This is a genomic window from Thermococcus sp. 4557 (assembly GCF_000221185.1).
Classification (GTDB): Archaea; Methanobacteriota_B; Thermococci; order Thermococcales; family Thermococcaceae; genus Thermococcus.
The window spans coordinates 1,335,308-1,349,664 of sequence record NC_015865.1 but is presented as its reverse complement, the minus strand read 5'-3'; the positions used below and the strand labels follow the sequence as shown (position 1 = coordinate 1,349,664).

At 57.3% G+C, this 14,357-nt stretch carries 14 protein-coding genes; 10 read left to right on the top strand and 4 right to left on the bottom strand.

Going from position 1 to position 14,357, the window contains the following annotated elements; all coding sequences use genetic code 11:
- Window positions 1-17: 17 nt before the first annotated feature.
- The 3 genes from GQS_RS10770 to GQS_RS07035 all read left to right on the top strand — a co-directional run bounded on the left by GQS_RS10770 (window position 18) and on the right by GQS_RS07035 (window position 3,178).
- The gene (locus tag GQS_RS10770) at window positions 18-635 is read left to right on the top strand and encodes a GNAT family N-acetyltransferase (RefSeq protein ID WP_014012987.1); all 618 of its coding nucleotides are present in this window, start codon (window positions 18-20) and stop codon (window positions 633-635) included.
- 106 nt (window positions 636-741) lie between these two features.
- Window positions 742-1,317, top strand: coding sequence for an HXXEE domain-containing protein (locus tag GQS_RS07040; protein WP_048056547.1), 576 nt, complete (start codon window positions 742-744; stop codon window positions 1,315-1,317).
- A gap of 112 nt (window positions 1,318-1,429) precedes the next feature.
- A complete protein-coding gene (locus GQS_RS07035) occupies window positions 1,430-3,178 on the top strand; it encodes a M1 family aminopeptidase (RefSeq protein WP_014012985.1) in 1,749 nt (582 codons plus the stop codon).
- Between the two features lie 13 nt (window positions 3,179-3,191).
- Here the strand turns inward: GQS_RS07035 and GQS_RS07030 are convergent, their stop codons facing one another.
- Window positions 3,192-4,160 carry a hypothetical protein gene (locus GQS_RS07030; RefSeq protein ID WP_014012984.1) on the bottom strand — a complete coding sequence of 323 codons (969 nt, stop codon included), beginning with the start codon at window positions 4,158-4,160 and terminating at the stop codon, window positions 3,192-3,194.
- A 92-nt stretch (window positions 4,161-4,252) separates the two neighbouring features.
- Here GQS_RS07030 and GQS_RS07025 point away from each other — a divergent pair, with 92 nt between their 5' ends.
- The 4 genes from GQS_RS07025 to GQS_RS07010 all read left to right on the top strand — a co-directional run bounded on the left by GQS_RS07025 (window position 4,253) and on the right by GQS_RS07010 (window position 7,930).
- On the top strand, window positions 4,253-4,930 hold the full coding sequence (locus tag GQS_RS07025; RefSeq protein WP_014012983.1) for a fumarylacetoacetate hydrolase family protein: 678 nt from the start codon (window positions 4,253-4,255) through the stop codon (window positions 4,928-4,930).
- 45 nt (window positions 4,931-4,975) lie between these two features.
- Window positions 4,976-5,314 (top strand): hypothetical protein, encoded by a 339-nt coding sequence (locus tag GQS_RS07020; protein ID WP_014012982.1) that lies wholly within the window; start codon window positions 4,976-4,978, stop codon window positions 5,312-5,314.
- 341 nt (window positions 5,315-5,655) lie between these two features.
- Entirely contained in the window at window positions 5,656-7,407 is a 1,752-nt protein-coding gene (locus GQS_RS07015) for an OPT family oligopeptide transporter (protein ID WP_014012981.1), read from the top strand.
- A 4-nt stretch (window positions 7,408-7,411) separates the two neighbouring features.
- The gene (locus tag GQS_RS07010) at window positions 7,412-7,930 is read left to right on the top strand and encodes a cell division protein (protein ID WP_238515729.1); all 519 of its coding nucleotides are present in this window, start codon (window positions 7,412-7,414) and stop codon (window positions 7,928-7,930) included.
- 22 nt (window positions 7,931-7,952) lie between these two features.
- Here GQS_RS07010 and trm14 read toward each other — a convergent pair whose 3' ends face one another.
- Window positions 7,953-9,050 carry a tRNA (guanine(6)-N2)-methyltransferase gene (trm14, locus tag GQS_RS07005; RefSeq protein WP_014012979.1) on the bottom strand — a complete coding sequence of 366 codons (1,098 nt, stop codon included), beginning with the start codon at window positions 9,048-9,050 and terminating at the stop codon, window positions 7,953-7,955.
- A 118-nt stretch (window positions 9,051-9,168) separates the two neighbouring features.
- Here trm14 and GQS_RS07000 point away from each other — a divergent pair, with 118 nt between their 5' ends.
- Both GQS_RS07000 and GQS_RS06995 read left to right on the top strand, forming a co-directional pair.
- Complete coding sequence (locus GQS_RS07000) at window positions 9,169-10,200, top strand: ABC transporter permease (RefSeq protein ID WP_014012978.1); 1,032 nt, start codon at window positions 9,169-9,171, stop codon at window positions 10,198-10,200.
- Between the two features lies 1 nt (window position 10,201).
- A complete protein-coding gene (locus GQS_RS06995) occupies window positions 10,202-11,452 on the top strand; it encodes an ABC transporter permease (RefSeq protein ID WP_014012977.1) in 1,251 nt (416 codons plus the stop codon).
- Here the strand turns inward: GQS_RS06995 and GQS_RS06990 are convergent, their stop codons facing one another.
- Window positions 11,453-12,526: a GTPase gene (locus GQS_RS06990; RefSeq protein WP_014012976.1), complete on the bottom strand. Its 1,074-nt coding sequence runs from the start codon at window positions 12,524-12,526 to the stop codon at window positions 11,453-11,455.
- Window positions 12,483-12,815 (bottom strand): TIGR04076 family protein, encoded by a 333-nt coding sequence (locus GQS_RS06985; protein WP_014012975.1) that lies wholly within the window; start codon window positions 12,813-12,815, stop codon window positions 12,483-12,485. The genes GQS_RS06990 and GQS_RS06985 overlap by 44 nt, the downstream gene beginning before the upstream one ends.
- A gap of 76 nt (window positions 12,816-12,891) precedes the next feature.
- Here GQS_RS06985 and GQS_RS06980 point away from each other — a divergent pair, with 76 nt between their 5' ends.
- Complete coding sequence (locus GQS_RS06980) at window positions 12,892-14,352, top strand: DUF515 domain-containing protein (protein ID WP_083818281.1); 1,461 nt, start codon at window positions 12,892-12,894, stop codon at window positions 14,350-14,352.
- Window positions 14,353-14,357 lie beyond the last annotated feature (5 nt).

The window sequence follows — 14,357 nt, the reverse complement described above, 5'->3', positions numbered from 1 at the left end:
ATGTGAGGTGGTGAAGGGTGAGCGAGATAAACATAAGGAACTTCCGGCCCAGCGACTTAGAGCGTGTGGCCGAGATAATGGCGCTCGCCTTTGAAGGGAAGTTTCAGAGCCTTGCACCGATGCCGCGCGAGGAGATGCCCCGGTTTTTGACTGAGACCGGTGCGGTATACAGCTCACCATTCCCGGGTTATGTAGTCGCCGAGGTGGGTGGTGAAGTTGTGGGTGTTCTGGCCCTAAAGTGGGCAGGTCAAAAACGCCCACCGGGGGAGTACCCCATAAGAAGGGCTGCCTCCAAATACGGCTGGAGGAAAGTTCTTAAACTGTTCCCCGGTCTCTGGCTTCTCGAATACAAGCCAAAGCCCGGAGAATGCTACATTGAGCACATAGCTGTAATGCCGGGATTCCAGGGAATGGGCATAGGCACGAGGCTACTTGAGTTTGGGGAGGAGTTCGCCCGCAACAATAAATTTGAAAGGCTCACACTCCACGTAGCTTCATCAAACGAAAGGGCCATCGGGCTCTATATGAAGAGGGGATTCAAGACCGAGAAAGTGACGAGGAGCCGCATAACGCAGCGCCTTTTTGGCATTCCTGAGTGGCGTTACATGGTTAAATCTCTCACACCTCGCATGTAAAAGGCCCAAAGAAGCGCCGTTAAGGTTATATTCCATAGAATTTTATTCCATGGAAACATTACCCTAACAGGTGGTCGCCGTGAAGTCCACGAAAAAACGTTCGGTGATGGCGTGGCTTGAAGAGTACTGGCCGGTCTCGACGCCCTTTCTCGCAGTGTACCTAACGGTTGTGCTGGTTCTGTTCGTCCTCAAGGAGAACTTCGCCCTCTTCCTCATCTGGCTGCAGACGCCGGTCTACTGGGTGCACCAGTTCGAGGAGTACATCTGCCCCGGCGGCTTCGTGGAGTTCTTCAACAGGAAAGTCCTGGGCTCAAAGCGGGAGGACTGGCCTCTCACAAAAACACACGCCCTTTGGATTAACGTTCCAATAATTTTCGTCGCGTTCCCGCTCTCGGCCATACTTGCGGGCCTTGTTGATATTTCACTCGGGATATGGACGGCCTATTTCTCAATCCTAAATGCCCTCTCGCACGTGGGCATGTTCTTCAGGCACGGCTACAACCCGGGCCTCGTGGCGAGCGCGCTGCTCAACATACCCGTTGGCGCTTACACGGTTTACTACTTCGCCACCAGTCATCCGCTGTCGCTGGGTGCACATATCGCTGGCTTTCTCGTCGCTCTGGCGATTCAGGGAGCGCTGATGGTCTGGGGGTTGAAGTTCATGAGGGGGAAGGCACAGTAATGGAGAGTAAAAGGAAATTCTGGAATCGCTGAGGGGCTGAACTGGATTTTTAGTTCGTTCCCTCAAAACTTTTTTATACTTCCCGATGTTAACGTTTACCGGTGGGTTAAAGGTGAGGAATGCACTTCTCGCCGCCCTGCTTGCCCTCGTGATTTTAGTGAGCGGCTGTCTCGGGGCCACCTCCCAGACGAGCACGGCATCTTCAGGTTCATTGACGACCGGAACCCCAACGGAATCCCAGGATTTTTCCATAATCTACCCAGAAAACCCGATCATAGAAAACCTGAGCGTGGATGAAAGCGGCCCGCTCCTGGAGAACATCTACTCCCCCACCGCGGTCCAATGGGGGAACCTCACCATCGAGTACGACGGAAGCAGGATCAGGGGCCGCTACGACTTCCTTCTCTCAAACCTCTCGGAGAACGCCATCTCTCTCGCCCTCACCGGCGTTCCCGACGATCCCGATGTTCTGAGGCTCAACCTGACGATTGAGGGCGTCCCCGTTGACCTCTCCCGTCTCAGCGGGGGCAGGATTTTCTTTGAAGAGGCTCTTGGCCGCCCTATAACGCGGAGCTATCTGACGGTTTATGAGATACGCTTCAACTCATCGAGGAAAAACCTCCGTGGGGAGATAACGTACTCGCTGAGATACCCTGTCTTCCTCGACATACCCGAGCAGTACGCGGGCTCGCCCCTCACATGGTGGGAGATGGGGGCCGAGCCGGTGGGCCTCAACATGACATACTCCCTGCCCGAGGGCTATACCCTCGTGGTGCCCGGCTTTGGGGCTTTCAACGGTTCCGGGACGCTGAACGGTGAAAAGCTCCTTCCGCTTCTCTTCGGATCCTTCATAAACGACGGTCCGGTGGTCGTTAAGAACGTCCCCGCGGCGGGCATCAACGTGACGGTTTATATCCCTCGGAAGCAATACAATCCGCTCCACTGGGCGGACTTGGAGCGGATCGTGAAATTGTCCGTTGAAACCTACGTCAATACCACCGGGCTCAGGCCCTTTAGCGACATCCACCTTGTCGTTAACCCCGACTTCACGGGCTCCTTTATGATCGACGGCACCAACTCGGCCGTCATAGGTGAAAGGCGTGGCATCGAGCTCATCGTCCGCAAGAGAACCGGCTCCATACCGCACGAGCTCGCCCACATCTGGTTTGCCGGCTACGCGGATTTCAAGTATTTCAACGAAGGTTTTGCCACCTACATGCAGTCCCTCGCCCTGAAGCGTATCGTACCGGCCCGCTTTAATGCCTACCTGGAGCTGAATGAGAAGTCCATCGTCGAATACGGGAGGTCGATCTCGATTCACGATGCCATGTCGGAGAACCTGCTGGACCTGAGGAAGCTCAACGTATCCACTGTGCTGTACACTAAGGGGGCATTCACCCTCCGTTCCCTTCAGTTCGTCCTCGGAGACGAAACGTTCTACAGGGGACTCCACGAGGCCTTGGTACGGTGTCACGGGGCGGAGTGCGGCTTGGCCGACGTTGAGGGGATTTTTGAGGACGTTTCAGGGGAGGACCTCGACTGGTTCTTCGGCGAGTGGTTCAACTCAACGCTGCTGCCGGACTACACCGTCGAGAATCTCACGGTAACCAACGAAGGCGACGGATACCGTCTGAGGTTTAGGCTTGTGGACAGGAGCAACTTCACAATGCCCGTTCAGGTTAGGGTTGTCACGGAGGATGCAAAATTCGTGGACACGACAGTTGTGGTGGAGAACGGCCTTGGGAGCGTCAACATGACCCTGGAGGCGAAGCCGACGATGATAGTTATTGACCCCGGCGAATGGATGGCGAACATAAACCGGAAGTTCGAGGTTGAGGGGATAAAAGTGGAGGTGGATTAGAACATGGCGCTGTTTAATCTCTAAACCCCCACTCCTCCTCGAATTCATTTTCCTCGCTTTTCTCGGCTTCCTCCATCTCCAGCTCAACGATGAACGGCTCTTCGGCTTTGACGTCCGGCCTCAGCCTTATGTCGAGGATGGCGCGCAGTGTGAATTCGCCGTGCCCCATAACGAGGGTTCCGCCTCCGAGGCGGCCCGCCAGGCTCCTCGGGCTGACCGTTTTGTAGTTTCCGACGACCACCGTGCTCTCTTCGGGCAGCATGGGGGCGCTGAACTCGAAGGACGTCCCGGCCCCCAGAATCTTTTCGAAGCTGAAGCCCTCCGTCGTAAGCGCCACCTTTACCCGCCTCGCCTTCGTGAGGGTCGAGTACACGCTTCCCCTGATGAGTTTTCCGTCGCCCCTGAAGCTCACCTGGGCGGAGTCCTCCTGCGTTGAGACCGTCACCGTGCCCTCGCCTTCCACACGCCCTTTGCTGGTCATGAAGATGAGCACCACGTCCCTGTACGGCTCGCTCAGCACCCTGACCGCCGGCGCCCTGATGAATCCGGTGCCGTCCGAGTAGACCGCGGCCTTGAACTCCCCATCGATGAACGGAATCCTCGAGTCCCTGGACATCCTCTCGGCCGTGAACTTTCTGCTCACGTGGTAGGTCCTGTTCTTTCCTCCACTCCACCAGCCCCTCATCTCCAGAACGCCAACCTCGAAGTCCATCTCGCCCGGAAGGTAAACCGCCGAGTCCGAGAACTCTGCGGCCGAGAAGAACGCTTCCGCTTTCTTTGATGCGGAGCGAACCCGGATTACGCCGTAGAGCCCGCCCCCGAATATCAGGAGTGCGAACGCGATGAAGAACACCAGAAACAGCGTTCCCCCGGCAGCGCTCGGGAACATGTAGATCAGGGGCGCCATGAACGCCGCCATGAAGATTAGTATGAACACCACCGCCAGGGTGCTCCCCCTGTCCCTGAGAACGACGACTTTCATGATGTCCACCGATGGTGTTTTGGCGGGGTTGTTTATTACCCTTCCGCGAGCGGTTTATAACCCCCGCCCCGAATTTATGCCGGTGCTGCATCATGGTGCGCCTCCCCTTCCGTGACACGTACTACGAAATCAGGCCGAGCAAGATAGTTGCTTTGGCGAAGAACTACGCTGAGCATGCGAAGGAGATGGAGAGCGACGTTCCGGAAAGGCCGGTGTTCTTCCTCAAGCCTCCTTCAGCGCTCATCGGCCCCGGCGAACCAATAATACTGCCGAGGATGAGCAAGCGGGTTGACCACGAGGTAGAGCTGGCGGTGATAATCGGGAAGAGGGCCAGGCGCGTGCCGGCCGAGAAGGCCATGGACCACGTGCTGGGCTACACGATTCTGCTGGACATAACGGCTAGAGACCTGCAGTGGGAGGCTAAGCGGAAGGGCCTTCCCTGGACGGTTGCCAAGGGCTTCGACACTTTTGCACCAGTCGGACCGAGGATTGTGGACAGGCGCGAGCTGAAAATAGACGACCTCGAAATCGGCCTGAAGGTGAACGGCCAGCTCAGACAGCTCGGGCGGACGAGCGAGATGATGTTCAAAATCCCGGAGATAATTGAGTATGTTTCGAGCATAATGACCCTTGAACCCGGGGACATAATAGCGACCGGAACTCCCGCTGGAGTAGGCCCGCTCAGGCACGGGGACAGGGTTGAGGCGTGGATAGAGGGCATAGGCAGGGTCGAGTTCGACGTCCTGGCCGAGGGTTCGATACTCTGCTGAAAAACTTTTTTAAGTTTTTAATCTTTAACTGTCTTCGGTGGTGTCATGAAGCCCGTCCGTTGGCTGGTGGTCGCCGTCATTGCCCTCTCGATACTGGTCGCGGGCTGTCTCGACAACAACTTCGTCTACGCCAGGGGAAAGAGCGTTCCGGCCGGGGAGAGCAGGGAGTGGCCCTTCCGGGGTCCAGCGAACCTGACTGTTGAGATAAGCTCCAGCGTCCCCATTGAGGTGAAGGTTGTCTCCTCCGATGGAACCGTTCTGAGGGATTTTGGAACCGTCAGGGAAGTGAACGAGGTCGTTGAACTTCCGAAGGGCAGGTGGAAGGTCGTGGTGGGGAACCCGGGCAACGAGACAGCGGTCATTGATGTGACCCTGAAGACCTGAGCCTTCGTTTTTCTCTGGACTTTTCCTAAATCGCTTCAGCATTTTCAAGTTTCAACTAACCATCGTTCGGCGGATTAAACGGCACATTAAACGCCCTTCGAGCCCCTAATGTCGTAATGTGCGTTGGTGTCCACTTGTCCATCTCCCTGATGAATTTTTATTCATGCTGAGACTAAAAACGGCATAAAAGTCTGTTTTGACTCCTTTTTGGTTTTAAATCCGCGTTCTTGGCATTTACAGGGCTGAAAAACTTTATATTACCAAACGGGCCAACCTCTCAGGAATGCACATTCCCGAAGAACGTGGACATGAATGCTCATAACTGTACAGGAGGTTGGGAGATGGCGGACGCCAACTGGAAAGTTGGAGAAGCGAGCTGGAAGCGTAAGGATTCGGACGAGACCTACCGCGAAGTGACGCCCGCCGCTATAATTCTCGGCGTCATCTGGGGCGCCTTCATGGCGGCCAGTTTCACCTACGCGGGAATGATAATGGGCTTCACCTCCGGCGGCTCGGCCATAGCTGCCATCGTCGGCTGGGGAGTCCTCAGGGGAATCCTCAAGAAGGGAACCGTCGTCGAGAACAACATCGTCCAGACCATAGCCTCTGCGGTCAACATCTCCGTTTCGGGAGTCATCTTCACCATCCCGGCGCTCTACATCATGGGCCTACACGAGGAGATAAACACCACGTACTTCTTCCTCGCCACCGCGGCCGGAGCGATACTCGGAATCACCTTCATAATCCCGCTGAGGAAGCAGATGATCGAGATTGACAGGCTTCGCTTCCCGACCGGAACTGCCGTTGCAACCGTCCTCAAGACCCCGGGAAGCGGAATCGAGAAGGCCAGGCTGCTCTTCCTCGGCATGGCCGTCAGCGCGGCCGTCTACCTCGTCCAGCAGTTCCCGGTGCTCGGCCTTCCGGAGATAATCCCCGAGTACATTGACCTTGGTGCCATACTCCACCTTCCCGAGTGGGTCAGCCTTGCCATGGCCCTCTCGCTGATGGTCTTCGGAATGGGCCTCATCACCGGAAGGAACGGTCTCATAGTCCTCGCCGGTGGAATACTTTCCTACTACATCATCACGCCCATAGTTAAGACCCTCGGCTGGCTCCCGAGCGACGTCACCGGCGGAGCGATCAGCGGCTTCGTCTACGCCAACATGACCAGGCCGCTCGGTATTGGAATGCTCCTCGGCGGTTCGATAGCGGGCCTCATACTCTCGATGCCCGTCATCATAGTCGCCCTCAGGAGCATAGCCAACGCGAGCAAGCTCGGAACCGGCAGGAACGAGGAGCTCCCGATAAAGTATCTCTACGCGGGAATAACCCTCGCCTTCCTCCTGCTGCTGGTCACCACCTACCAGCTCGGCGGCCTTGGAATCGGCAGGAGCCTGCTCACGGCCCTCGTCGGTGTCGCCTGGATATTCGTGGCGGCCCTGCTCGTCGCCATGTCCACCGGAATGACCGACTGGAGCCCGGTTTCCGGTCTCTCCCTCGTGTCGGTCATGATACTCCTCTACCTCACCGGCAAGCAGGTTCCGCTCACCATACTCCTCGGAGCCACCGTCGGTGTCGCCATCTCCGGCGCCGCCGACATGATGCAGGACCTCAAGACCGGCCACCTCGTCGGTGGAATTCCCTCCAGGCAGCAGAAGGTTGAGCTCCTCACCGCCTGGATAGGCCCGATAATAGCCCTCACCGTCGTTGGCCTCATCTGGAAGGCCTACGGCATCGGAAACGAGATGGTTCCTGCCCCGCAGGCCATGGCCCTCAAGTCCATGGTCGATGCTATCCTCGGCGGCAACGTCCCGGTGGACAAGTTCATCGCGGGAGGAATCCTCGGCTTCGCCCTCTCCATGAGCGGAATACCGGGACTCGGAGTCCTCGTCGGTCTGTCGATGTACCTGCCGATGCTCTACATCCTGCCCTACGGACTCGGCTGTATCGTCCACGAGATAGCCAAGAGGAAGAAGGGCAACGAGTTCATAACCGAGAAGGTGCTCCCGGTCGCGGCCGGACTGATGGTCGGAGAGGCGGCTATGACCCTCCTCTTCGCGGTCCTGACCGTCATGGGAGTGCTCCACCCGTGAGGTGATGGAAATGAAGAAGCTCGTTGGAAACGTCCTGCTCACGGTAGGCCTCGTTGCCGGCGCGATAACCGCCGCCAGGATACCTCCCATGTGGGGCGGCTTGGCCGCTTCCCTGGCCGTCATGGGAGCTGGAATAGCCCTCAGGCGCCAGGGTGCGAAGGAGGAGCTCCACAGGGCGGCCCAGAGCGGAACCGGCGGTGTCAGGGAGCTCGAGAGGCTCCTCACCGATGCCCTCGGCAGGATCGAGAAGATAATGGACGCCCCGCGCGAGAAGGCCGTTGAGGAGCTCACCGGAATCCTCGAGGAGCTCGACGAGTTCGCCGAGAAGGCGCAGCCCCTCAGGATAGAGGGCCTCATGACCTACGGAACCATCATGAGCGTCTTCAGCAGGGGCGAGAGAGCCCTCAACAGGGCCTGGAGCGCCTTCGCGGACGGCTATGAAAACGAGGGAAGGAGATACCTCCGCTACGGCTACGACGACCTCAAGGAGACCCTCAGCGCGGTCAAGGCGCTGAAGGTCTGAGCCCATTTCTTTTCTTCCCTGGTTATTCTATCACGTAGGTGTGCACCATGAGCCCGCCGTGGCCGATGAGGCGGTGGTGCTTGATATCAAAGCCGTTCTCCTCTATGGCTTTCTCTATCGCCCTCTTCTCCGTCGTTATGAAGACTCCGCGCTTCTCGAGAACCTTGGCGAGCTCGGCAAAGAAGTCCATGTAGAGCCCCGGAATCATGCTCTTCCTTCCTATCTTCAGCCCGTAGGGGAGGTTGCTTACCGCGAAGTCAACGCTCTCGACGTACTCGCTCAGCCTGGTGGCGTCGCCGAGTATGAATTCTATCCGCTCCAGAACCCCCGCGGAGAGGGCGTTCATCTCGGCCCCGCGCAGGTGTTTTCTGTACTTCTCCAGGCCGATTATCCTTCCACCGTAGCCCCTCAGGGCCAGCTCTATTGGAATCGTACCGCTTCCGCAGAAGGGGTCGATGAACGAACCGCCGTCCGGCTTCGCCAGCTCAATCAGTGCGTTAGCTATGCTCGCCTTGAGATGGGCGGGGTGGTCGTAAACCCTCCACGGCCTCTTGTGGAGGGAGCTGTCACCGGTCGTGTCTATCCCGAGGAAGAAAACATCTCCAACCAGCTCCGCCCGGAATATGACGGCAGGATGGTCGAGGTTCACCCTCGGCGTTCCGAAGCGCTCAAGCCTCTCGAATATCGCCTTGCCGACGGTTTTGGATATATCAATACTTGTAATTTTGTGTTCGCCCTTCCGGAAGCTCCTCACGGCGAAGCTCTCGCTGGTCTTGATGTACCTCTCCACCGGAAGGGAAGCCACGAAGTCCTCGATCCGCCTGAGGGCTCTTTCCGGTTCTTCCTCGCTGATTCCCTCAAACCTCTCGCTGGCTATCTCAACTATTACGCGGTGAAGAAGCCTCGAACGCTCGTTCAGATATGTTGAAACGCTCAGCTCCCTCTTCCGTCCTTTCTCGTCGGTGTAAAACGCTTTATCGACCTCCGCTAAGACCCTTCCCTCGACGCCGAGCGGTTTCTCCTCCACTCGAAACGGAACTCCAATGCTTGAGAGCAGGTTCTCAAGTTCGGCCTTTGCAAGGTCCTCCATGCCCTTGGAAGTCGTTAGTAAAAGCCTCATGTGGTCACGTTGTTCGCTCCGTTTAAAAAACCTGCTCCGCCCTTCCGTGCTTTTGAAGTTTTTGTATTTAACTCTATCCGATAGTTTTATATACAATTCGAGGTCAAAATAATCCGCCATGAAACTCCCGGTCAGGAGCCTGGCGCGCCTTGCGGCTGTTTACCTAGGCGTTCTCCTCGTGATAGTTCTGGTAGCCGGCGCCAGCTCCAACAAACTGACGTGGGAGTACGCCCACGAGGCCGTGCTTCATATCCGCGAGTCCAACCCTGCCTTTTACGCCGAGCTTGAGCGCAACGCCACCCGCGAGGGTGTGAGTGTCGACGAGTACTACTACCGGATACTCACGAAGGCGAAGGGGATTAGGACCAATAACCTGCTCATAATGGGCATGGATCTCCTCCGGAAGAGCTTCGACTACTACCGCGAGAACCCGAAGTACGACTTCTCACACGTCATAGGCATCACCCTCGCGGTCATGGGGCTGGCGATGGTTCTTGTGGTTCTCCTCGGCCTTTTCCTGGGCTTTAAACTGGCCAGCGGCCGGTTCCTCGGCACGGTCGAGGGGCTGGCGCGCTTCTTCAACGGCCTGCCCTCTTGGTGGATAGGTGCGGTTCTGATAGCGGTCTTCGCGGTCGAGCTTGAGGTTTTCCCGATAGCCGGCCTGAGGAGCACCCCTCCAAAGGAGGGCTTTGAGGGTTTCCTGGACGTCCTCTGGCATCTCGTTCTCCCCGTCTCCACGCTGGTCTTCGTCTACGTCTGGGAGTTTGTGGTCACCGTTGCCCGCGAGGTGGGGAGCGAGCTTGGAAAGCCCTACGTCCTGACGGAGAGGGCCAAGGGCCTGCCGGAGGGGCTGATATACAGGAAGCACGTCCTCAGGAACGTCTCCATCGTCCTAAGCTCCTTCACGGTCCAGAAGTTCGTGGAGATGTTCACCGACTACATTGTCATCGACGTCCTCTTCGGCCTCGGCGGCCTCGGAACGCTCCTCAGGGCCAGCTTCGTCAGGACGATAGTCCCGGCCATAGGCGTCGTCGTGCGCTTCGACTACCGCCTCTTCTTCGTCGTAACGCTGTCGATAGCCACCATAACCTTCCTCTTCTCCCTTCTGCTTGAGCTGACCAAGGGACTGCTCGACCCGAGGGTGAGCTGAAATGGGGAGGAAAGCTGGGGTGGTGATACTGGTAATCTTCGCGCTCTTCGTGGCCCTCTCGAACGCGGGCGTGAGCGACGAGGACATGGCCAACTGGGAGAACCTTAACTACTGGAAGGACAACCCGAGAATGGCCTACCCCTCGTGGTTCTCCCTCCTCGGCGACAGAACCCCCACCGTCTTTCTCGAGCCTTCCGCCGTTGAGGAGAACGGTTCGCGGGTTTACAGGTTCGCCTACGAGCACACCTACCGCGACAAACCGAGCGACGTCAGGTTCTACGGCCTCCCCTACGGTGAGGAGGTCGAGATAAGCGTTCTGAGGCCGGACGGGATAAGGGTGCCGCTTTACAGGGGTATAGCAACGTCGAGCAACCTGAGCCTCAATACCAACATGCGCGCCGGTGTTATCTCGGCCCTCTCAGACGTCCTCAACCTCAGCGAGACCGGATACATCCTCTTCTCCGCCACCCAGCTTCTGTTCTCCCGCGACGGAAGTATGGGGACCCTCAACGGAGAGTACGTCTTCGAGGTTCGCCTGGCTGGAAACGCCACCCCCTCCCTGGAAATCCTCGGGACCTGCTACGGCCTCCTCGGCACGGACTCCTACGGCAGGGACATGTGGGTGGGCTTCGTCAAGGGAATGAACAACACCCTCTACCTCGCGTTTTTTACCACCGCCATAATAGTCGTCCTGGGCGTTCTGATAGGCCTCGTCTCCGGCTACGTTGGCGGAACGCTGGGGGAGGTCATGACTTTTCTCCTGGAGGTGCTCGTCGCCCTGCCGATGCTCCCGATTCTGGTCGTTCTCGTGTGGCTCTTCTCGACCCAGGGCTACGGCCAGCAGGTCAGGATAAACCCCGTCCTCTTCATGTTCTTCGTCGCCCTACTCACCCTCGGGAAGTTCGCCAAGACGATCAGAATGATGACGATAAAGGAGAAGGTGAACGAGTACGTAAGGGCCGCGGTGAGCATGGGCGCCGGCACGCTCTGGGTCCTGCGGAGACATATACTGCCGCCGGTCGGGGAGTTCTCGCTGAGGTACTCCACCATACTCCTGGCCAGGATAGTGGCGCTGGTTTCCGTCTTCGGGTTCTTCGGCCTGATTCCGGGCACGAACTGGGGGTCGTTCATGATAGAGGCCATGAACCAGGGGGCGCTCTACGGGGGCTACTGGTGGTGGATAGTGGCTCCAGGCCTCGCCATGGCCGTCCTGAGCGCGGGGCTGGCCTTCGTCTCCTCCGGCTCGCGTTAGCTACTCCAGTATCGCTATAACTCCCTTCCACTTCTTTCCGAAGCACTCGCCCGCCAGGACGTGCTTGCCGGTGAGCCGCTCCAGAAGCTTCGTTCCGCCGTCGCACTTCTTGAAGCCCGTCGCTATGCCGACGGTGAAGCCCTCTATCTCCCTTATCCCGACCCTCTTTCTGTTGTCGAGCCTCTCCCTCAGCTCGTCGCCGTACTTCCAGAGTATCCTCCTCGGGTCTAGGAGGAGTTCCCGTTCAACCCCGTCGAGGATTTCCTCGAAGTCCCACGTGAAATCTTCCTCGGCTTTCTTCTCCCTGCCGAAGAGGGTGAAGCGACCTGTCTGCCACTCCCGGAGGAACCACCTTGCCGTCTCCTCCAGATCGACCTCGCCGCCGGCCTTTATGAGGCCCCTCTTCTCCCCTATCCTCCGGAGGATCTCTTCCTCGCTCTCGAACTCCTCGATGCCGAACTTCTCGGTTAAGGCTTCTTTCCTCGTATCCAGAATGCGCCCGATGAGTTTGAGCGCCGGTTTGACGGGCTCGTCTATCTTGTCCGCGGGGAAGCCACCCTTGATGACCAGCTCGTCGAAGTCGTCTATCGGTATGACGCCGGGGCTGTCGAGGAGCCATAGCTTTTTGCTCAGCTTTATCAGCTGTTTGCCCTTTGTGTAGCCAGGAATCGGGGCTGTTCCAACGGCTTTCTTTCCCTTCAGCGTGTTGATTATCGTGCTCTTGCCGACGTTGGGGTAGCCGATGAGGGCCACCTTGACCCTATCCTTCTCGTCGAGGAGGGGCCTCGCGAGCTTTTTAATCTCCCTCCTCAGTATGCCGGTTCCCTTCCTCTCGCGGGCGGAGATGAAAACCACGGGTATCTCGCTCTTTCTTTTATACTCCTCGGCCCATTCCTTTGGTACCAGATCCGCCTTGTTCATGACTATGAGGAGCGGTTTTTCCTCCTCCAGGATGAGCCTTTCGAGCTTTCGGTTCCTGGTTCCTATGGGGTCGCGGGCATCGACGACCTCGACGATAACGTCGGCCTCGTCAACTACCTCCCTCACAACTCTCCACGCCTTTCTCGCCTTCATCTCTCACCACCGTTATCTCGAAGATTACTGTACCGCCGTCCGTGTAGGGCGGCCCCGGGTCGAGACATTGGATATAAGCTTTCTCTCCCCTGCCCAGGCCTAGTTCGCTCGGCTTAATACCCTTTCGCAGCGCAACTATGTACGGCAGTAGCGATGCGAATGCATGGGTGCATATCGCGTCCGTTTCTTCCAGGTTCACCCTGGGCCCCTCAACCACTATCCTGTCTCCAACGTGAAAAACGGGACATTTTCCCCGGATTTCTATTACGCGAATCTCTAACCGCTCCATACACTCACCGAAACCTAAATAAAGATTGAAGTTCAAAAAACTATTCGATATAAGAAGCCAGTTATGATAACGATTGATGGTGGTGCTCAACGTGTCCGAGGATATCGAGGCGAAGATTCGCCGTTTGAGGGAGCTGGGTAAAGCCAGCGCGGAGCCCGAGGTTCCAAAAACCGCTGCCCCCCCTGTCAAGAAACCCCCCAAGAAGCCCCGCCCTGTGGGGAGCATTAGGGAGAGGGAGAGAAGGAAAAGAATTCTCACCGGCGCCGCGATAGTCATTATTGTCATTCTCATAATCTCCGTGGGTGCGTATTTCTACATGCAGAACAGGGCCGCGGAACAGCTTGCCAATGAGAAGAACCAGAAGCTCAAAGAGGTGTATACCTATTTCAGGGGAGACATCATCAACCAGTCCAGGAACTGCACCCAGAAGCCGATAGAGATAAGAAAGAACCTCATCAATGCCATCAACTCGGCCCAGTCTGTTGATGAGCTCAATGCCATCGACGTTAAGGGAGCCTACGATCAGGCCCTGAACGAGTACAACTCGTGCCTCCAGAGGATAGAGCGCCTGAAGTACGAGAGGATTCTCAACCAGACCAAGGCGGAGAAGATACGTGACATAGAGACCGAGTTCCAGGGTCTCCTTGCCATGCCGCTTCCCGATGACGTGAGGGCCAACGTTATTGACTCCATGAAGAGCCTCGAGGCGCAGGTTGAGAGCGCGGAGACCGTGGAGCAGGTGAATTCCATCGACCCGTCCCCGTACCTCCTCGAGCTTTGGAGGGACTATTACTACCACAGGATTGATATAATCCCCGGCCAGGAGGTCATCCTCGAGAGGGAATCCGTCAGGAGGATAGTCAGCAAAGCTGACGCCAAGGCAATCTTGGGCGGGATACTTGACTACAGGGAGCTCATGCAGTACCAGGTTTACAAGGTCGAGTACGTGGATATAGCCCTTGTCCTCTCGAGGGATAGGATAAACGGTGCCTTCCTCTCACCCGGAGACAAGATCATGGTCTTTGCCAAGAACGACACCAGCGCACAGTTCAAGGAGATAGCCAACGAGGGCTACGTCCAGCTGGTACTCCTGCCGACGGATGCTGGCATTATCTCAGTCAGTGAAGCCCAGAGCCAGAGCAGCTCATCCAGTACGTCCTCGAGCACCCAGTACAGTGAGGACCACTCCACCACCTACACCCCCGGCGACACCACCATAAGCGATGGCCAGACCACCAGCGACACCTACACCAACAGTCAGAGCGCCAGCCAGAGCGCTTCGGCGAGCTACAGCTACTCCGTTGACCTCACCGAGATACTCAAGGCGATCGCCGCTGGCAAGATACAGGCCAGCGATGAGGTCAAGGAGCAGCTCAGGGCCTACGGCTGGGAGGTTGTTGACCTCGAGAAGGAGTCGGGAATGCTCGTGCTCGACCCGAACTCCCAGTTCCTCGTGGTCGTCAGGGTACCCTCGATATTCGTGCCCGACATACTCTCCAACCAGCAGTACCTCTACATAGCTAAGATTGCAACCTGAGGTGG